Origin of the sequence: Enterovibrio calviensis DSM 14347 (assembly GCF_000621165.1) — a bacterium.
In the GTDB taxonomy this organism is placed as follows: Bacteria; Pseudomonadota; Gammaproteobacteria; order Enterobacterales; family Vibrionaceae; genus Enterovibrio; species Enterovibrio calviensis.
In genome coordinates this window covers 1-19,043 of record NZ_KK211218.1, presented here as the reverse complement: position 1 = coordinate 19,043, position 19,043 = coordinate 1, and the positions used below count along the sequence as shown (strand labels likewise).

The following is a 19,043-nucleotide window of genomic DNA, read 5'->3' as shown; positions in this document are numbered from 1 at the left end:
AGAACAGTATTCATCAATCACTCAGTATAGTTCGCTAGATTTATTTACCTAGGCGGGTGAAAGCTCTACTAGACTTTCTGAGTAAGGTATTCCCTCTCTCCAAAACTTTTTGTAATAGAAGGTTATAATATGTTGAAAAAACTTACGGCTGAGTTCATCGGCACATTCTGGCTCGTACTCGGTGGGTGTGGTAGCGCCGTATTTGCCGCTGCATTCCCCGAGCTTGGCATTGGCTTCTTAGGTGTTGCTCTTGCGTTTGGTCTCACTGTCGTCACCATGGCTTACGCCATTGGCCACATTTCAGGCTGTCATTTAAACCCTGCTGTCTCAGTCGGTTTATGGGCAGGTGGCCGTTTCCCTACGAGTGATCTCCTCCCCTATATTGTTGCTCAAGTTTTAGGAGCCATACTCGGTGCTTTCACTGTCTACATCATTGCCAGCGGACAACCTGGATTTGACCTTGCCGGCGGCTTAGCGTCTAACGGCTATGGCGAGCACTCTCCGGGTGGCTATGACATGCTGTCAGGTTTCCTCACCGAAGTCGTCATGACCTTCATGTTCTTGATTGTCATCATGGGGGCAACCCATAAACTTGCCAGCCCAGGTTTTGCAGGGCTCGCAATCGGTCTGTCTCTCACTCTGATTCACTTGATCAGTATCCCAATTACCAATACCTCAGTTAACCCAGCAAGAAGTACAGGGCCTGCATTAATAGTTGGGGATTGGGCGATTGAGCAACTTTGGATGTTCTGGGTCGCTCCTTTGATCGGCGCCTTTATTGCTGGTGTGACATACCGCTGGCTAAGCCCTAACGAAGACTAAACCTCACAGCGCAGGAACTTTTGGCGTTCAAAACGTCACTGTTGTTCCGAAATAAAAAGCCCCAGCTTCATTGGCTGGGGCTTTCTTTTTATGAGAATTTGATTGGTGTTTGATCGAGTTTAATCGACACACGATAGAAGCGTGATCGAATGCAAATGTGCCTTTAACCTTCCTGTTCGGAACAACTTAACATCCATCGAATACCAAATTGGTCAGTGACAATACCGAACTTCACCCCCCAAAACGTATAATCCAGCGGCATAATAACTTGCCCTCTATCCGACAGTGCCATAAACACTTCACTTTGTCGGCGTTCTTCACTGAACGAAACATGAAAAGCCACATCTCCAGAGCCTTGGGCCAATGAATCATCCAACCCGTCAGACGCTAGAAAACGCACTTCTGGAGAAACAAACTCGGCATGCATGACTCGATCGAGAATGTGGGAAGGAAACTCAACCGGCGAATCATTGAAAGTGGTCACCGTGTTTACTTTGCCACCTAGAGCAGTTTGATAGAAAAGTAAGGCGTCTCTGCAAACACCATGAAACGTAATATGTGGTTGAAGCATATTCATGACAACTCCTCACCATTAACGACATCGTTATGGGTAAGACTATCAGTTGACTCATTTAGCCTCGGCTAACTATTAAGACAGCACTCACATTCATGTCCACCTAGTCAGCAAAAAGGGAGCTTATCGCTCCCTTAGATACTTGTGATACATCGTCGCTTGCTGGACGGTTATGCCAAGCTTTACGCCATTCTCAGCAATACCTGCACCGGATGGAACAGTTTTTTATGTTCAAAACGTTTCACCTGACTACGACATGAATAGCCTGTCGCCATGCAACGAGATTTTGGCAGATCTTCGAGTCTTGGCTTCCAACTTAGGCCATAGATGCCTTTGGAGTTTTCCAACTTGTCTGATTCATGTCCGTAGGTACCCGCCATGCCACAACAACCTACAGGAACGGTTTCCAGTTTTCCGCCAAAGTGCGTGAAGATACGTCCCCACTCAGCTTCAGCGTTAGGCAACTTGGTTTTCTCTGTGCAATGCGCAAACAAATACCAAGCGTCATTGTCGACATTGTCTTTCGCTGGTACTTCTTGGATTTCATCCAATAGCCATTCGTGCGCAGTTAATACCGTAAAATCTCCGCGCTTGTCACCGAGGATTTCAATGTATTCGTCGCGATAGCAAAGTACCAAAGCAGGGTCGACGCCAACCATTGGAATAGACAGCTCAGCGACCTGATTAAGAAACTCGGAGGTATTTGCCGCAGTTTTAGCGAACTTCTTCAAAAACCCTTTGATGTGTTGTGCCTTACCGTTTGGCTTAAACGGCAGCAACATCGGTTTCTTACCCAGCTTTTCAACGAGGCGAACCAAGTCGCTCACGACATCCGCTTCGTAGAAACTGGTAAATGGGTCCTGCACGATCAATACATAACGCGAGCGCTCTTCCACACTCAATGCTTTCAGCCACTCCAAATCAAACTTAACAGCATGATGACCGTCAAGTGATTCCATCAGCGTAGGCACCGATAATGCAGGAGTATCAACATACCCTATCGCTTTCTTGGTGGCCGCCTGTGCCCACTTAGGTTGGGTAAAGGTGTTAACGATAACGGGCGCTTTGGCCATCCAAGGCAGCATGGATTCAATGTTTGCGACCAAATAATCTTTGGCAGGACGCTGATAGCGACTGTAATAAAGATTGATAAAGCGAGAGCGGAAACTCGGCACATCCACTTTTATCGGACATTGCGTTGCGCACGCCTTACACGCCAAACAACCGTTCATGGCCTCCATCACTTCATGCGAGAAATCGTATTCGTCTTTCTTAGCAAGCCATGTGTTTTTGAAGCGCGCAACAATCTGGCGAACCGACGGTGTTTTCTCGTTGAGGTCTTTTTCAAGCGCAAGTGGGTCGACGCCCTGTTCGGCAAGCAAACGCAGCCATTCACGAACAATACCGGCACGACCTTTCGGCGAATGTCGACGATCATAGGTAATTTTCATCGACGGACACATTGGCGAGCTTGTGTCGTAGTTAAAACACAGCCCGTTGCCGTTACATTCCATCGCCTGACGGAAACTGTCTCGCGTCACGACTGGGATTTGGCGGTCTAGCGCACCGCGCTTTTCTCCGTCTACTTTCACCAGCGTTTCGTTACTATCAAACGGCGTACAGATTTTCCCCGGATTCATTCTATTATCAGGGTCAAATGCTGCTTTAACCTTACGCAACTCGTTAAACAGTTCATCGCCAAAGAACTCAGGCCCGTATTCAGAGCGGAAGCCTTTGCCGTGCTCACCCCACATCAAACCGCCATATTTGGCGACCAGCGCCACAACCTGATCAGAAATTGTCTTCATCAGACGCTCTTGTTCAGGGTCACACATATCAAGCGCAGGACGAACGTGAAGTACACCTGCGTCAACATGGCCAAACATGCCGTAATCTAGCTTGTGGCTATCGAGCAATTCACGAAACTCAACAATGTAGTCAGCGAGGTTCTCTGGCGGTACGCAGGTGTCTTCAGCAAATGCGATAGGTTTGGCTGCGCCTTTGGTCGCGCCCAACAAACCGACTGCTTTTTTGCGCATGTTGTAGATGCGGTTAATCGACGGGAGATCGTCACAGACTTGATACCCAATCACACCCTGATCGCCCGCTTCAACCAACACGTCTAAACGTGCCACCAGTGCCGTGACTTGAGCGTTAACTTCCTCGATGTCATTGCCCGCGAATTCAACCACGTTGATACCTTGCATCACTTTGCCCGGAACATCGGTCAGTAAGTCTTTCACCGTGTTCCAAACAATATCTTCTCGCGCAAGGTTCAATACGCGAGAGTCAACGGTTTCAACGGACAATGCTTTTGCTTCCACCATCACTGGCGCACTGCGCAGAGCGGAGTCGAAGCTGTCGTATTTCACATTGACCAAGGTGCGCGCTTTCGGGATTGGCGTGATATTGAGTTTGGCTTCAGCAATAAATGCCAAGGAGCCTTCAGCGCCACACAGCACGCGCGCGATGTTGAAAGTATCTGACTCAGGTTGATAGGCATTTTTAAGATCATAGCCTGTCAAAAAGCGGTTCAATGGTGGGAACTTGGCGTCAATCTCTGCACGTTTTGAACGGCAAATTTCCGCGACCGTTCGCAATGCATGCCCTGCAAAATCTTGGCGCTGATTGTCGGCAATCTCTTCCATTGAAAACGTGTCTGTTTCCAACAGCGAACCATCAGCCATGACAGCGGTAAGACCCAAAACATGATCCGACGTTTTGCCATAGCGTAACGACCCTTGACCCGATGCATCAGTATTCACCATGCCACCAACCGTTGCGCGATTACTGGTGGAAAGGTCAGGAGAGAAGAAGAAACCGTGGGGTCTAAGCGCGTCATTGAGCGCGTCTTTCACCACACCCGCTTGAACACGAACCCAGCCTTCCTCGGCGTTCACTTCAAGGATGCTGCGCATGTGTCGAGACAAATCAACCACGATGTGTTGAGTCAAAGATTGCCCATTGGTCCCCGTGCCGCCCCCTCTCGCAGAGAAACGGATCTCACCAAATTCAGACTGTTGGCATAGCGAGCCAATCATCGACAGATCTTGAATTGACGTAGGGAAAACCACGGCTTGTGGCAAAAGTTGATAGACAGAGTTATCTGTCGCGACAGCAAGTCGGCTTGCGTAGAAGGTTTCTACATCACCATGAAAACCATTGCTTTTGAGCGCATCCAGATAGCGCCCAACAACAGGTTCAAGTGTGTGCTGATGGGTAAGTGCTGGTAACATCATGCTCCCTGAGGCCAGTATGCTCACCGTTATTCCATACGGTTTCTGGCAAATTGCGTTGAATTCAATGCCACACACTTTACCTCAGGTGTGAGGTGCTTCAAAGTGGAAATGATGCTCATCAATAACGAAAAGCGGCTGAAAACACACAACATCGCTGTGCATACTCAACCGCTTTTTAATCCAAATTATTCAAACACGTAATCAACAATACGATTAGCGCATCAAACGCAGAAACACTCTCGGTGTGACAACCAACAGCAGCACGGCGATTGCCCAAGCAGTTCCACAATTCATGGCGACGACGATTTGATTAATCGCATACTTGCCCGTCACATACAGATTCCCCGTTACCAGCAACAGAATACCCCCTGTCGCCAACGCGAAAAATGTCACTTTTGCCGGACGCCGAACGGCCGACACGTAAATCGGGTATAGCTTTAAGCACAATAATGAGCAATATGTGCCCAAGCAAATCGCTGAGAGGTAGATAATTTGGGGCTTATGAATCCAAAGCCCGATTACCGCATTAAACACAAAAGCCAGCAGCCAAAATCTCGCCGACGTCAGCATGCGGTTTCGATTAGAAAAACGTAAATCTTTTACCCACCGAAGTGCAAAGCTCGCCCCCACCCCCATCAAAGCACCGATAACAAGGTCGGATGGAAAATGTTCGCCTTGCAGCAAGGCTTTTCCGCTCACTACAATGACGGCAACGATACCCAACAGTGCCAATCGCTTTCGTCCTTTCGGTTGTTTTTCTTTGTCCCAACACAGCACAAACCAACTAAACATGAAAACAGTCAACGCCAAGCTCATACTAGGGAGTGTGTAGCCAATGGTATCTTGCTCACCAAACACAGGGTCAATGAAATAGGGTCTCGGTAATTCAATCGCCGTGCTCAGCAACAACGAAAGAACTGATACCCCGAGCAAACCTGCCCCATAAATTAACAAAGCACGGTGTCCGTGAAACGCGCGAATAAAGGCCAAAGAAAAAACGAAGAAAAGTGGCGTAAACAGCCCCCCAAACGCAATCACAGTATTACTGACATAGGTGTATCCGCGGCTCGAAATGCTTGCGCTGTGTAAGGTTTGAAGGGCATGTAACTGACCCCGATAAAACGGCGTCAGCGCTTTATCTTCTCTTGGGGACAACACAAAATCACTGGCTTGAACCATCGGCACCCACTTGGGGAACCTCCATTTATGTTCAGGAAAGCGGTAGTTATTTCGAACACGTGCCGTGTTTGGCAAAAGGAGAACCCGCTTCACTTCTTTACCAAAGTGCGGAGCAGACCATCCCATCACAACGCGTTTGCCGGTTTGATCGACAAAATAGGGCGTCGGTGAGTTTATCTGACACGCAAAAATCGCAGAGTTATACGTTCGTGCAATCATCTCTCCTACTGAGACATGAAAACCGGTTTCCTCATAAACTTCTCTGATAGCAGCCATTGATGGCGACTCATCATCAATGATGGCTCCGCCAGGAATGGCGTACTTGCCGCTTATCACTTCATGAACCATTAAGATATTGCCCGCATCATCAACGATCAGGCAATCCGCCGCTTTGATGGGCAGGGTGCTATTGATTGCATTGTCTGCCGCCTTAGCAAACACGTTGAATGCCAAGAACACCATTAACACAGTCATTAAGCGAACGATTTTCACGAGCCGAGAACCTCTATCAAAACAAAATGACCCCTGCCATACTGGGTCGATAAACATCAAAAAATACCATTCTATGAAGCGTGCGTACCCCTTGAAAAAACAGGATGATATGGAAAACCACCCTACCGAGGTTTTGCCTGCGCGCTATTATCTCGACAACTTTTTATCCATCGTAGATATCGTCACGCAACGCTATGAAGATCTGCTGACAAAAACAGAAAAAACTTGGCTAGCTTCTTTTGCAGACCTCTCCACAGACGCAAAGCTGCTGACGGTGAGATTGCTTTCACGCAAAGGAAACTGGTTTCGTCGAGACAAACTCCATTACGCCGAAATCACTGATATTGATGTGGCAATTCGAGAGATTGTCGAGTGCGACATCATTCGCGCCACACGAACACCACCAGTACGAGTTGCAGCCGATCTCATGACCAAGCCTGAACTCATTAAGCACTTTTCATCCTCAGATGCGCACTTATCATCCGTACTCAAACCATCAGCTAAGAAAGCTGATCTCGTAGACGACATTGTGGTGTTACAAGAAGGGAGAGATATCCCGCCAATGACATTTGACTGCCTCTGCATTTCGCATGACGTGCTGCCTGTCTTTCTCTTGTTATATTTTGGTAATTCACGACAAGACCTTAGCCAGTTTGTTTTAAGTGACTTAGGTATTTATCGGTTCGAAAGAGTACCACTTCTTTATCGAGACAGACTGTTTAACTCCAGAGACCAAGTGGAAGATTGGCTAATTTTTTCGACACTAAACGACGATTTAGTAAAACTCACTGAAAATAAAGAGGTTAAATCGTCACTTTCAATGATAGATGCGCTGCCTCAAAAGCCAAATTGGCCACCACTACGCAGAAAATGGGATCGTTTAGCTAACCGACTAGCAAGAGATGCAGAACGCGTTGATGATTTAGAAACAGCGACAACCTTGTTTGCTCAATCCGACTTACCGCCAGCACGCGAGAGGCTCGCGCGCATCGCGATTAAGCAAAAGAACGTTAACCTCGCATGTGAATGGATCGAATCCATGTTGCGCCTTCCCATCAACGAAGATGAAAAAGAGGTGGCGCAGCGACTCGCAAGGCAAATCGCCAAAAAAGCCGCAAAATCCGACGGATCCTTGTCCCCTCTCCTTTTGGAGAATATTGCCGTTCCACCCCAACAGTTTTCCAGTGTTACGTGCTCAATGGACATCGAACAACGCGTTGAGCGTGTTGCAGCATTGGCCTATGAAGCGCAAGGATGGACAGTTTGGTTTTGTGAAAATGCGGTGCTGAACGCTGTGTTTGGGCTTCTATTCTGGGACATTATTTTTTCTCCTACTAAAGGGGCATTTATGCACCCTTTTCAGCGTTCACCGAGAGACATGTATTCCCCTGAATTTGTCGAAAACAGGAACTCGCTGATAGAGAAACGCTTCCTTGATCTTCAAGAAGGCACCTATTCGTTGCTTGATGTATACGATGAAAAAACCGGCATCACCAATGATTGGGTGCAATGGCAGCTCGTCGATAGGCCATTGATAGAGGCGATAAGCACTACGTTCACTGCGACGCAGATCATTCGATGTGTTGAGCGCATTCTCTTTGATCCAAAATCCAACCGAGCCGGGCATCCGGACTTATTCATGGTAAAAGGAAAACAATGCCAATTTGTGGAAATTAAAGGTCCCGGAGACAAACTTCAGCCACACCAAATCCGTTGGCTCAACTTCTTAAACCAACAACACATAGAAAGTTCTGTTCTCTACGTGAAAGCATTAAATTGTCGTGCAAATACCGAGACTTAATACATACTTACTAGGTGAGGCATAGATCGAGGGAATAGGGCGAACAATGAGTGACACACTAAGACAGCTTGTCTATATCAGTAGCGGGGAACACCCTTTTAGCGAGCTTGAGCTTTCAAATATGCTTGCTTCGATGCGCAAAAACAACGAAGAGATCGGTGTGACCGGAATGCTTCTTTACAAAGACGGTGACTTTATTCAGGTCATTGAAGGTGAGGAAGACGTGCTCTACCCACTTTTTGATGTGATATGTCACGATCATCGGCACTATTCGATTGTCGAACTCATGCGCAAAAGTATCACCAAGCGTCAATTTAGCAATTGGAGTATGGGCTTTCATCACATCAACAATGACGACCCAAGGCTCGCAGGTTTTAATCGCTTTTTTTCCGATGACGCAAATCACCAAATTGACCCCGGTGAAGCGCTCAATCTATTGCTTGTCTTCAGAGAATAGAAAAGAGCGCCACTGGCGCTCTTTTCTATTGCTTCTATTCAGTAATCAGGGCATCTGCAGAGTATCTCAACGTCAGGATATCGGCCTATTTGATAGCAACACCGACATCGAGCTTTTCAAACCAATCCAAAAACTTACCAACGTTTTTGCCTGTAAACACGCGACCATGCTGTGGGCACATCATCTCAATATCTAACATTCTGACTCGCTTGACCCAGTCATTTTTTGCTTCGTTCGACGGCATCCAACGTTGATGGAACCCCTGCATTTTCGGGATATGCTCTTCGAAATCTTCCACTTCCAATGGCGCATCATCCGCTTCCAAAGCGGCACCAACATCACCACTCATTAAAATTTTAGCAACAGGATCATAGACATGATAATTGCCTGATGCATGCAGATAGTGAGCAGGAATAAACCGCACTTCAACGCCATTTAAAACCAGCGTACCACCTTCATCTGCAATCGGGGCATATTCGATATTTTCCATACCGAAATGACGGATAAACCCTTCCCACAGCCAAGGCGCATGAAGCTTCGCGCCTTTTAATGCCGTGTCCCAAAGCCCTAGCGACGAAATAATGTCGGGGTCTTGGTGAGAGGCAAACAAATGCGTAATGTGCGTGATGGGAATTTGTTTTACGACAGATGCCAGCATCGCCGAGAATATTTCAATGCCACCAGGATCCATCAACAAGGCACCTTTGGGGGTGCGAATCATATACTGGTTTGTATCTATGATTTTTTCGGGCTTAGAGGGATCTCGACCAAACATAAACCACTGATGTGTTTCGCCTGAATAGATTTCTTTTGTAATCATTAAAGCCTATCTCCGAGGCATAAGAGCCGTTCCTATAATTGCTAATGACCTCAGTAATAGTCGTCTGACAATTCTCGACATAGCGACTGAGAGAGCATGATATGTACTTGAATACGCTCAGCAGCAGTTGATACATTGTCTGCCACCACATTTAGCCCTTCTTCAAATTTTTTCCCTGATTGGGACGCTTCCACACGAGACATGGCAGACAGCACAGATGCCGTTTTTATCTCTCTCGCAAGGTTTTCCAGAAGTTCGGATAATTGAGCCACTTCGCGATGAAACTGTCGTAGCACGATCGCGTGGTCATTTTTCATGTGCACGATAGGATCAATAATACTCTGCACAAACTGAGCATCGTGGCTGGCTTTCGCTGCCTGATTAAAACGCGCAATTGTTCGTTCACTCCGCACGATATCCGTCGCTAAGCGACTGATAGTCACAGCCTTAAAATTGATGGTATCTGACGTCTGAACCGTGGTTTCGGCTAACTGATCAATGAAATCAGTGATGGCACGAAAACCCGCCGCCCCTTGACCTGCGCGCAACGCCAGCGCACGAGCATTGCTCGCCGTCAATGAAATGTCATTGGCGATTTCCCGTGCTTTGTACAGTTCTGCGGCAACAACGGCAGCTGTAACAAAATGGTTATCAACATTCAGGTCATTCATGAAAAGCTCTGATTTATAACGCTATCCGCTAAGTTTAGACAAGATTTCTCATGTAATCAGAAATGAGACGTTTTTTGTTAATTATTTGATTTGAAGCAGCTCTTAGCGCCTTTTGACTAACAAACTCAACAACACAAATACAAAAAAAGCACCGATGAGATCCGGTGCTTTTCGCGCTTTGTTTTTTCACGACAATTCATGTCGCTAGTGCTTAACTTCCACCTGGCCCTGTGTCTTTTTTGGGGTTTCTAAATACGTATTTCGTCCCATCATAAATCAAGGTTGACAGTAAGCGACGGCAGTTAGCCTTTCCGGGTTCATCAAACACCATCCCATACGTTTGTTTACCTCGCTTTTTACGACCATTTTTCACCGAACCACTCAGTGCGTAAGTATCCCCGTTTGCTTTGTTAACCACTTCTAAAACGATCTTTTGGTCGACATCAAATTCTGGCGAAATAGCTTCATAACTATATCCGCAACCTCCTGATGACACGTCCGTCAAAATCACACCCAACTTTCTGTTCGACAGCTGAATATCGCCCGGCAAACGCAAGTCATATCTCACTTCGTTTCGTAGTAACACCAGTTTTGCTTGCTGAGGAACGGGAAAAACCAGCACTTGAATAGGACGTAACACCACATGTGCGATGCGTGTTCTAAAACGCACCAATGCCCCTTCGCCTTGCTCAGAGATGCCTTCGATATCAACGTTAAAGCCTTCCATGAAAAACTCTTCATATTCACGTTTATTCAGCTTTGGCATCGTAAAGAAAATATGTTGTTGGTCATCAAAACCAATAAAATTAGATTTGAAATTAAGCCTTTGTCCGAGGGGCGTGACAATTTCCAATGACGCTTCAGTACCGTGCTGGATAAAATCCATGGCCTGAAGGCCCATGATCACACGTTCTTTTGCTTTTGCCGGCGGACTTTTTGCTGGTGCCGAGTTTGTATTCATTGCTATCCCTCGCCGGAAATACGTATTTCTAGTGCGTAGAGTCAGTTACATGCTGATGGTAAATGTCAGAATTTTTAACACATCACTCGCATATCTCATGACCAACATTTCTTTTTTCTATCATTAATATATAGGCAAAAGATCGCGTAAATTCAACAAACTAGTTGGCTGTCTTTATTCGTAACTCACTCTTCATTTCCTTATATTTTATTGATTTATGCCCATTCGCTACTTATTACCCCCACGTGAAAATACAGGGAATCATGGGTTCTGTGATGTGAATCATCAGCCAGACATAATCTTCGAACTAGGGATTCATCGAAAAATTAATTCATCCGTCTACACTTAGAGAACATTCTTAGATAAACGTGGTGCATGTGGTTAACAGCGGTTTGCGGCGTTTCACGTCCGCTCTTCTCCTTTTTGGGTGTGTGATGACGTTCTCGGCTTACTCCGTGTCAGCATATTCTTCCGAAGGAAAAGGCTATCCACCAACAGAGAACATCAAGAAAACGCTCAAAGTGCTGGGGTTTGAAAAGCCGTGGGCAAGCATGAGTTCGGGAGAAAAACAGATAATCGAAAATGGAGAGATTTGGCTGCGGAACAATGACTATTTTGCGGTGTTAGGGGTCAGCGACGCAGACGAACATAGGATGCATATATCCTTGATGAACAACCTCTCCACTTGCGCGAAGCTTGGCATGGCGATAACGGGTGAGTCGTCATCCATTGTCTTCAAGAAGTTTGGTTCGTTAACGAAAAACGCCTTGAATGAACCTGAACAACAAATGCGTTCTGGCAAGGCGCCGTTCTATTTTCATGTGCTGGTGACGGAACTGCTCGCTGAAAAAACGCTGATGCAATGTGGCGTTAGCGCCAGCCTTACAAACTAAACGCTTTCACTCCCCAAAAGAGAAAGAGAATATGACGGAAAGAGCAAGGGTACAGTCTCCCAAACGGGCCATCATTCACTATGTCGTCGCGGTTATTGTGTTCACCCTCTATGGCTCTAAAGTGTGCCCCTTTATTGATTCTCTCCCCACGGCTGTCTTACTGATTCAAACAGCGACAGTCTTTATCGCCCTCTTCTTCGTGCGATTAATTCTTCGCACCCTTTACCATGGTGAGGTCAGCCTGCTGGCGAATATCACTACGTTCGCGATCGCAGGAATAGGTTTTGCGACGTGGTACGGCGTGCTCTATGACTTCCCTATGGACAGCAATTTGAAGGTGATGTTTGGCATAACACTATTGGGCATTGTGATCAGCCTAGACTTGGCCATCGACAACACGCGCCATCATTTTGAATGCCCCGCTCAATGGCAAGATGAACCAGATCAATGCACGCCGCTAGCTGGGCAAATTGGTTTGGGGGCGATGTTTCTCGTTGTCATGGTCACCGTACTCTTGGGCTTGGTCGTTACCAAAGATTTGCTTTGGTTGGTCGAGCATTCTGAACACAAACCCGCGATTGCCGATATTGATAGCATTCTGAAGGAATTCTTCTTCGTTGCACTCGTGGTCGTTGGTTATATCGCGGTGATCTCTAAAAATGGGGCTGACTTGATCCACCAGCAATTGGAGCGTCAAACCCACACTATGGTGCTCGCATCGAGTGGCCAGTTAGATCAAACCCTTCCCTCCAATCATGTGGGTGAACTGGGCATTATTGCTCACTACACCAACAAGATGCTGGGCGACCTTCATGCCAGTTATGACGAAATCAATCGAACACGGGATGCCACCATCATTGGGCTTTCGACGCTCGCGGAAGTGAGGGACAACGAAACAGGCGCACATATTCTCCGTACACAAAATTACGTTCGCGCACTCGCCTATACGCTGCGCAGACAAACCAAATATGCGGCTTACCTTAACGATGAAACGATAGATCTACTTTATAAATCCGCGCCGCTTCATGACGTGGGCAAAGTTGGCATTCCTGACGCGATTCTTCTCAAGCCAGGCAAACTGACCGATGAAGAGTTTGTGATCATGAAAACCCACGCGCAGTTAGGCGCTGATGCGTTATCAATCACGGAAAAAAGCGTTGATGGCATTGCGTTCTTGCGCTTCGCCAAGGAAATTGCGGCGACACATCATGAAAAATGGGATGGATCTGGTTACCCGCTAGGGTTAACCGGAGAAAAAATCCCGCTGTCAGGGCGCTTAATGGCCCTCGCGGACGTTTATGATGCGTTGATCTCTAAACGGGTCTATAAACCCGCGTTTAGCCATGAAAAAGCCAAAGAGATCATTTTGCAGGGCAATGGAACCCATTTTGACCCCGCCATCGTTGACGCGTTTCTTGCGTGCGAACATCAGTTTGTTGATATTGCCGCGCAATACAGTGACAAAGACGCGGATGCCGCTTGATACCCCATTCCACCGCTCACGCGTTCAAGCGTTATCCGCCCTCAACAAAGACCAGACATTCATCACTGGGTAGATTGGAGCGCTTTTTTGGGCAGTTTTACCGTTACCGGATAATCACCTTGCCAGAGTTCTTTTACAAACTCAGAAGGTTTCTCTGGTTGTGAGAAGATCCAGCACTCTTGCTTAGCACGGGTGAGTGCCACATAGAACAAGCGTCGCTCCTCAGCATGAACCATCTCGCCATCAACGCTTAACAGTGCATACTCAAGCCCTTCACTTTGGTTATTGGCAGGAAACACCCCCTCATTCACATCAAGGATAAATGTGAAATCAGCCTCTAAGCCCTTACTGGCGTGAGCCGTCACAAACGTTATGTTTAGTGAGGGCCAACGCGCTTGCCACGATGCCAAATCAGCTGGTTTACTGGCGTGTTGACGCCCAATCATCATCAGAGTGACATCGCGATCACCCACGGTATTTGCCAGCTTAGCTAACGTCTCTTCCATCGATTCCGTCGCCAAAAGGTGCACGCCTTTCTTCTTCTGCACTTTCTGGCTATTGAGTGGTTTGGTGATTTGCCTGGGGTTCTCTTGAATGAACGGGTTAGCGACAGCCCCTATTTGAGAGTGAAAGCGATAGGTCACATCCAAATAATTAATCACGCCAGCAGGGAATCGCGACAAGAAGTCAGTGGTTAAGCTGACATCTGACCCTGCAAAACGATAAATGGCCTGCCAGTCATCCCCGACTGCAAACAGCGAAGGCGAACGTTCTCGCTTACCGCCGCACAGCGCCTCTAGCATTGCCATTCTCGAAGGCGAAATATCTTGGTATTCATCCACCATGATGTGGTCATATTGCGCGGAGAATGTGTTGCTCTTTTTCGATAGCAGTTTGGTTGCTGTTTTTATCAGGCTGTTAAAATCGTGCTCATTGGCTTGAGAAAGATGCTGTTGATAGCTGCGCATCAACGGCCATACCAATGCGAATTCACTTTCCGCTCGGGCGTCCCCTTTCACCACACCACGAAACGCCGATTGCGACTTGTCTTGCTGAATAAGCAAATCAACCTGTCGCCATAACCACTTATGAAGACGAGGCTCATGCGCTTGTTCTGCCAGCGCTCTTTCGCTGCTCAACCCTGAAACTTGCCACTGCGATAGATGCTTCAACCATCGTTTTTCAATTGCTGGCTGTGACAAGTTTTCTGCCAACCACAATGTCATCCACGCCAGTTTCGCTTCTTCATCCGTTGCTAACGACGACAATACTGGCGCACTTCCTGTGATTTCTTTGATTACTCGGGTCGCAAAGCTGTGGAACGTTGCCACCTGTACCTCTTTCAAACCGGCAGAGAGCAACCGCTGAGACATCTCTTCACTGGCTTTTTTGCCAAACGCCAACATCACAATGCGATCAGCCGTGGTTTGTTCGCTGGCTACAAGATATTGCGTTCGCGCCATCAACACACTGGTTTTGCCCGACCCCGCGCCCGCGAGCAGCAAGTTATGGTTGTCATCCATAAGAACCGCTTGTCGCTGCGAAGAATTGAGCGGTGAGGACTCTATGCCATCAAACCACTGAGACCAGCGTGCTAGTTGGTTTTTCGTCCATTTGGCATTTTGCGCATCCCGCATGGCGCTGCCGTTTTGTAGCCACACGAACAGCGACTGATAAAGCTCAGGGTTCGCCAAGGCGGCAACCTGAGGATTAACACCTAACTCTTCAATTTGCGAACGGGCTTTCGCCAGCCATTGCTGCAAGTCAGCATCACGCAAGTAACCTTTGTGATCTCGGATCTCGTCACGCAGCGCGATCAACTCGTGCTCAATCAACATGAATTTGTTTTGTTGTTTGCCCAGCCACAATTGATACGCATCGGTGATGCGATTTACAAACGCGGTTAAATCTTGCCAAGGCAGGCCATACACAGAGATAGAACGCGCGGGTTGATCAGAAGGAGAAACAATAAAAGTGACTTTGCCCCAGAGCAAACCACGGGTAAGCCTGCATTGACCGTCCCAAATCGCAAAAGGAACAGTCTCTGTGAGCTGTTTTGACTCAAAGACTAGGTGGTAGTCGCACAATGCGATGCTGTAGTGATCGCCCTGCACACACCATTGAGCAAGCTTACTGGCAGACAATTTCATGAACGGTTTCTATCTTAGGAATAACAACACCGATGATAACAATTTCTCGCTTCCTTCTCACGGTCTAGCAGGGACTAGGTGAATGAAATACAACAAAATGATGTTGTATCCAAGAAATCTGAAGATGCTTGGGATGATAAAAGCGAAAATGACATCGAATTTGATCTCACCCCTTGGATGAAGGCGTCAATCTGCTATCTTACTCCCATTCTTCCTCCAGTTTCGTTCTCATGATTTCAAAACGCACTTCGCTTACATTCCGTGAATACTGGGCCAACAGTCGTATCAATTATAGCGTGAGAGTTTTCATTGCTCTGGTAGGCGTCGCGATTCCTTGTTGGTGGTATGGCGCGTCAGAAGCAATCACGCCCCTAGTTCTAGGCATTATTGCTTCTGCACTGGCGGAAACGGATGACAATTTCTCCGGCCGATTCTCCGCGTTGATCACCACGTTATTCTGTTTTGCCATCACCACCTTTTCTGTCGAGATACTGTTTGAGTATCCCCTTTTATTTGTATCAGGAATGGTTGTTTCTACCTTCAGCTTCATTATGTTGGGGGCGATTGGTCCGCGGTATACCAGCATTGCATTTGCATCCGTTCTCACCGCGATATATACCATGCTCGGTGCGCATGAATCAGTCTCTTTGTGGTATCAGCCTTCCCTGCTTATCGCAGGTGCAGCGTGGTACGGCTTTATTTCATTAGTATGGCTGCTTCTTTGGCCTTTGCAGCCGGTACAACAAAGCCTCGCCCTTGTATTTAACACCTTGTCTCAGTATCTCGACCAAAAGTCTCAGATGTTTCATCCCAGCAGAAACATCAACCCTCAGCCATTGCGCCTGAGAGATGCGAATGAAAACATCAAAGTCGTTAACGCGCTGAACGGCGCCAAAACAGCTCTCATGAACCGAATGCGTCGTGGTCGCGTGAACAGCGACACACGTCAGCTGCTCAAGATTTACTTTCTGGCTCAAGATATTCACGAACGCGCTAACTCTTCCCACTCTCGCTACCAAGATTTAGCAGAAGTGTTTTTCCATAGCGATGTCATGTTCCGCCTTCAACGTTTGTTGCACCTGCAGTCCAAAGCATGCTTGGAAGTCTCTCACTGCTTGACCTTGTCTCGCCCCTATCGCCATGGCGAAGAAAGCGTGAAAGCGCTGGATGAACTGCATGAGTCGCTGCTGTATATCAAAGCGGAAAACAACCCTGAGTGGAACCTGCTACTAGGGCAACTCGATTTCCTGTTCAATAACCTCGCCACGGTTGAGCGTCAGCTATCTAACATCAGCAATCCTGATGCAACGATCAACGACGAAGACAAAGAAATCCCAGATTCCAATGCCCACGGCTTCAAAGAAAAATGTGTCCGCGTTTGGGCGCAGATGACGCCAAAATCCTTGCTGTTTCGTCACGCGGTGCGCTTGAGTTTGGCGCTGGGCGTAGGCTACGGCATCATTCAAGCGTTCGACCTGACACGAGGCTACTGGATATTGCTGACGACGCTATTCGTCTGTCAGGTCAACTATTCCGCCACACGCAGTAAGCTGACAGAACGGGTATCTGGCACACTGATTGGCTTACTCGTCGGCCTTCCGTTACTCACGCTGTTCCCTGATTTAACAGGCCAACTGGTATTGATGGTGCTATTTGGGGTGCTGTTCTTTGCCTTCCGAACCACCCACTATGCCGCTGCAACCGCCTTTATTACCTTATTGGTGTTGATGTGTTTCAACCAACTCGGAGAAGGCTATGCCGTGATGCTGCCACGATTGGGTGATACCTTGATTGGCTGTTTACTCGCGGTTGCTGCGGTGCGCTTTGTACTGCCAGATTGGCAGGCTCACCGCTTACGCGGGATCATGAAAGATTCTGTGGCCGCAAACCGCGACTACCTTGCGCAGATCATCGGCCAATATCGCATCGGTAAACGCGACACCATGGCCTATCGCGTTGCGCGTCGAGAAGCGCACAACCAAGACGCCCAACTCACCACCGCCATCAGTAATATGCTGGCAGAGCCAGGGCGCTACCGCACCGCTATCGACGAAAGCTTCCGTTTTCTTTGTTTGAATCACGCAATGCTGAGCTATATCTCAACGCTGGGCGCGCACCGCATGCAAATGGATGATGACAGCATCCATGAGCTGGTATCCAAAGCACACCGGGGCATTCATGAAGAACTCGATTGTTTGATCACCACCCTTTCAGGCAACTCTGAGACACACTCGCCATGTTTATCTGATGCGTTAGGTAAGCATTTGGAAAGATGGCGAGATGAAGAAAGCAGTTCTGCCAGAATGGTGTTGCAGCAACTGCATTTGATTCACCGAATCATGCCTGAAATGCACCAACTGACGGATGTGTTAGCACAGAAGGCGCTGAAGAACTCCAAGTCATAAGAAGACACAAAGAATAGCGACAATGCGGAATCCCTCTTCCGCATTGTCTGCTCGAATAATAGCTCCCTCCTTTGACCCTACCCTTTCTAATCTGAACCGACCTTTTTGCTGTTGATAACAACAGCATCGAAGAAATCCAACACATGGTGATGAAAAATGACATTTTGGAGCTTTTTCACAAACTGAAATGCCAAACGACTAAACAAGTCTTTAAAATCAGATACTCACGAATAGTTAAGGTATGGTGCATTGTTACTAAGGGACTAAATGTCGTGTTTAATTCCGACACTTTGTCATCTAATACACTGTTATTCCTTTCAACCTAAAAGTTCACGGAGGTTGTAGTCATGCCAAAGTTAGAAAAGATAGATCATGTTCATATTTACGCACCAAATCGTTTGATAGCAGAGCAATGGTACAACGAAGTGCTGGGATTCACTCGAGTTGAGTCGCTCGAATGTTGGTTTCTAGAGGGAGGGCCGTTAACAATGGAAAACGGAGGTGTTCATATCGCCCTTTTTGAGTCTGAAACTTTGGTAAATACAACAGTGGCATTTTCTGTGGATTCAGTAAATTACGATAAGTGGAAAATTCAACTGACTAATCATGGTGTTGATTTCAGAGAAAGTGATCATAACCTGTCTTGGTCTATTTATTTTGTTGACCCATATGGTAATCCTTATGAGATTACTAGCTATGAATATGAAGAGATTTGTCAGCGTTTAGCCCAGGCATAACAAGGTAATAAACGTGGACGCTTTGTCACTGTGGCAGCTTTTAAAAGTGTCATTAATACAAAGGATTAATGCAGTTTTGGCGGTTTGGTAAGCGCCCGTTATTGCGACGTTAAGCGTACTGCAGCTCAGGAGGAGCAATTGAAATTAACAGAATCTGAATTGGCATTTTGGAATAAGTACCTTGATTCGCAACCAGCAATCGAGCCTCATTTTGACTATACCGTCGAGGCTAACGCTGCTGGGGTACTCAGCATTACTGATAAGTTAATAGCTCTTTACTTGAATGGTACAAAGACGGCAGGCAGTGGGTTAGTCGAAGACTATGAAGTCGCAGGTGATGCATTACCAAAGGTGGGAAA

At 47.1% G+C, this 19,043-nt stretch carries 15 protein-coding genes; 8 read left to right on the top strand and 7 right to left on the bottom strand.

Translation table 11 applies throughout. The features are described from left to right. Window positions 1-132 precede the first annotated feature (132 nt). Window positions 133-822 carry an aquaporin Z gene (aqpZ, locus tag Q365_RS0121310; protein WP_407637622.1) on the top strand — a complete coding sequence of 230 codons (690 nt, stop codon included), beginning with the start codon at window positions 133-135 and terminating at the stop codon, window positions 820-822. Between the two features lie 163 nt (window positions 823-985). Here aqpZ and Q365_RS0121305 read toward each other — a convergent pair whose 3' ends face one another. From Q365_RS0121305 to Q365_RS0121295, 3 genes are all read right to left on the bottom strand, one after another. After that, entirely contained in the window at window positions 986-1,399 is a 414-nt protein-coding gene (locus Q365_RS0121305; RefSeq protein WP_028025257.1) for a VOC family protein, read from the bottom strand. 179 nt (window positions 1,400-1,578) lie between these two features. Beyond that, window positions 1,579-4,632, bottom strand: coding sequence for a D-2-hydroxyglutarate dehydrogenase YdiJ (ydiJ, locus tag Q365_RS0121300; RefSeq protein ID WP_028025256.1), 3,054 nt, complete (start codon window positions 4,630-4,632; stop codon window positions 1,579-1,581). A 216-nt stretch (window positions 4,633-4,848) separates the two neighbouring features. Continuing rightward, a complete protein-coding gene (locus Q365_RS0121295) occupies window positions 4,849-6,363 on the bottom strand; it encodes a bifunctional NUDIX hydrolase/phosphatase PAP2 family protein (RefSeq protein ID WP_081796349.1) in 1,515 nt (504 codons plus the stop codon). 52 nt (window positions 6,364-6,415) lie between these two features. Here Q365_RS0121295 and Q365_RS0121290 point away from each other — a divergent pair, with 52 nt between their 5' ends. Together Q365_RS0121290 and Q365_RS0121285 are read left to right on the top strand one after the other, a co-directional pair. After that, window positions 6,416-8,107 (top strand): VRR-NUC domain-containing protein, encoded by a 1,692-nt coding sequence (locus Q365_RS0121290; RefSeq protein ID WP_028025254.1) that lies wholly within the window; start codon window positions 6,416-6,418, stop codon window positions 8,105-8,107. A gap of 46 nt (window positions 8,108-8,153) precedes the next feature. Beyond that, window positions 8,154-8,564, top strand: coding sequence for a BLUF domain-containing protein (locus tag Q365_RS0121285; protein ID WP_028025253.1), 411 nt, complete (start codon window positions 8,154-8,156; stop codon window positions 8,562-8,564). Between the two features lie 85 nt (window positions 8,565-8,649). Here the strand turns inward: Q365_RS0121285 and Q365_RS0121280 are convergent, their stop codons facing one another. The 3 genes from Q365_RS0121280 to Q365_RS0121270 form a co-directional block, all read right to left on the bottom strand. After that, a complete protein-coding gene (locus Q365_RS0121280; RefSeq protein ID WP_028025252.1) occupies window positions 8,650-9,384 on the bottom strand; it encodes an oxygen-binding di-iron domain-containing protein in 735 nt (244 codons plus the stop codon). Between the two features lie 50 nt (window positions 9,385-9,434). Continuing rightward, complete coding sequence (locus Q365_RS0121275) at window positions 9,435-10,055, bottom strand: hypothetical protein (RefSeq protein ID WP_028025251.1); 621 nt, start codon at window positions 10,053-10,055, stop codon at window positions 9,435-9,437. Between the two features lie 211 nt (window positions 10,056-10,266). Continuing rightward, window positions 10,267-11,016: a flagellar brake domain-containing protein gene (locus Q365_RS0121270; protein WP_028025250.1), complete on the bottom strand. Its 750-nt coding sequence runs from the start codon at window positions 11,014-11,016 to the stop codon at window positions 10,267-10,269. Between the two features lie 455 nt (window positions 11,017-11,471). Here Q365_RS0121270 and Q365_RS0121265 point away from each other — a divergent pair, with 455 nt between their 5' ends. Then, window positions 11,472-11,909, top strand: a complete 438-nt coding sequence (locus Q365_RS0121265) for a hypothetical protein (protein WP_028025249.1) — start codon at window positions 11,472-11,474, stop codon at window positions 11,907-11,909. 31 nt (window positions 11,910-11,940) lie between these two features. Continuing rightward, window positions 11,941-13,392, top strand: a complete 1,452-nt coding sequence (locus tag Q365_RS0121260; protein WP_028025248.1) for an HD-GYP domain-containing protein — start codon at window positions 11,941-11,943, stop codon at window positions 13,390-13,392. A 62-nt stretch (window positions 13,393-13,454) separates the two neighbouring features. Here the strand turns inward: Q365_RS0121260 and helD are convergent, their stop codons facing one another. Further along, the gene (gene helD, locus Q365_RS0121255; protein ID WP_028025247.1) at window positions 13,455-15,542 is read right to left on the bottom strand and encodes a DNA helicase IV; all 2,088 of its coding nucleotides are present in this window, start codon (window positions 15,540-15,542) and stop codon (window positions 13,455-13,457) included. Between the two features lie 230 nt (window positions 15,543-15,772). Here helD and yccS point away from each other — a divergent pair, with 230 nt between their 5' ends. From yccS to Q365_RS25945, 3 genes are all read left to right on the top strand, one after another. Next, entirely contained in the window at window positions 15,773-17,947 is a 2,175-nt protein-coding gene (gene yccS / locus Q365_RS0121245; RefSeq protein WP_028025246.1) for a YccS family putative transporter, read from the top strand. Window positions 17,948-18,294: 347 nt separating this feature from the next. Next, window positions 18,295-18,684: a VOC family protein gene (locus tag Q365_RS0121240; RefSeq protein ID WP_028025245.1), complete on the top strand. Its 390-nt coding sequence runs from the start codon at window positions 18,295-18,297 to the stop codon at window positions 18,682-18,684. A 138-nt stretch (window positions 18,685-18,822) separates the two neighbouring features. Then, window positions 18,823-19,043: ASCH domain-containing protein (locus tag Q365_RS25945; RefSeq protein ID WP_028025966.1), on the top strand; the 221-nt coding region annotated here is incomplete at its 3' end.

Coding starts and splice junctions, on each gene's coding strand:
- Q365_RS0121305 (WP_028025257.1), bottom strand. CDS start 1,399: ATGAATATGCTTCAACCACATATTACGTTTCATGGTGTTTGCAGAGAC.
- ydiJ (WP_028025256.1), bottom strand. CDS start 4,632: ATGTTACCAGCACTTACCCATCAGCACACACTTGAACCTGTTGTTGGG.
- Q365_RS0121295 (WP_081796349.1), bottom strand. CDS start 6,363: ATGTTTATCGACCCAGTATGGCAGGGGTCATTTTGTTTTGATAGAGGT.
- Q365_RS0121290 (WP_028025254.1), top strand. CDS start 6,416: ATGGAAAACCACCCTACCGAGGTTTTGCCTGCGCGCTATTATCTCGAC.
- Q365_RS0121285 (WP_028025253.1), top strand. CDS start 8,154: ATGAGTGACACACTAAGACAGCTTGTCTATATCAGTAGCGGGGAACAC.
- Q365_RS0121280 (WP_028025252.1), bottom strand. CDS start 9,384: ATGATTACAAAAGAAATCTATTCAGGCGAAACACATCAGTGGTTTATG.
- Q365_RS0121275 (WP_028025251.1), bottom strand. CDS start 10,055: ATGAATGACCTGAATGTTGATAACCATTTTGTTACAGCTGCCGTTGTT.
- Q365_RS0121270 (WP_028025250.1), bottom strand. CDS start 11,016: ATGAATACAAACTCGGCACCAGCAAAAAGTCCGCCGGCAAAAGCAAAA.
- Q365_RS0121260 (WP_028025248.1), top strand. CDS start 11,941: ATGACGGAAAGAGCAAGGGTACAGTCTCCCAAACGGGCCATCATTCAC.
- helD (WP_028025247.1), bottom strand. CDS start 15,542: ATGAAATTGTCTGCCAGTAAGCTTGCTCAATGGTGTGTGCAGGGCGAT.
- yccS (WP_028025246.1), top strand. CDS start 15,773: ATGATTTCAAAACGCACTTCGCTTACATTCCGTGAATACTGGGCCAAC.
- Q365_RS0121240 (WP_028025245.1), top strand. CDS start 18,295: ATGCCAAAGTTAGAAAAGATAGATCATGTTCATATTTACGCACCAAAT.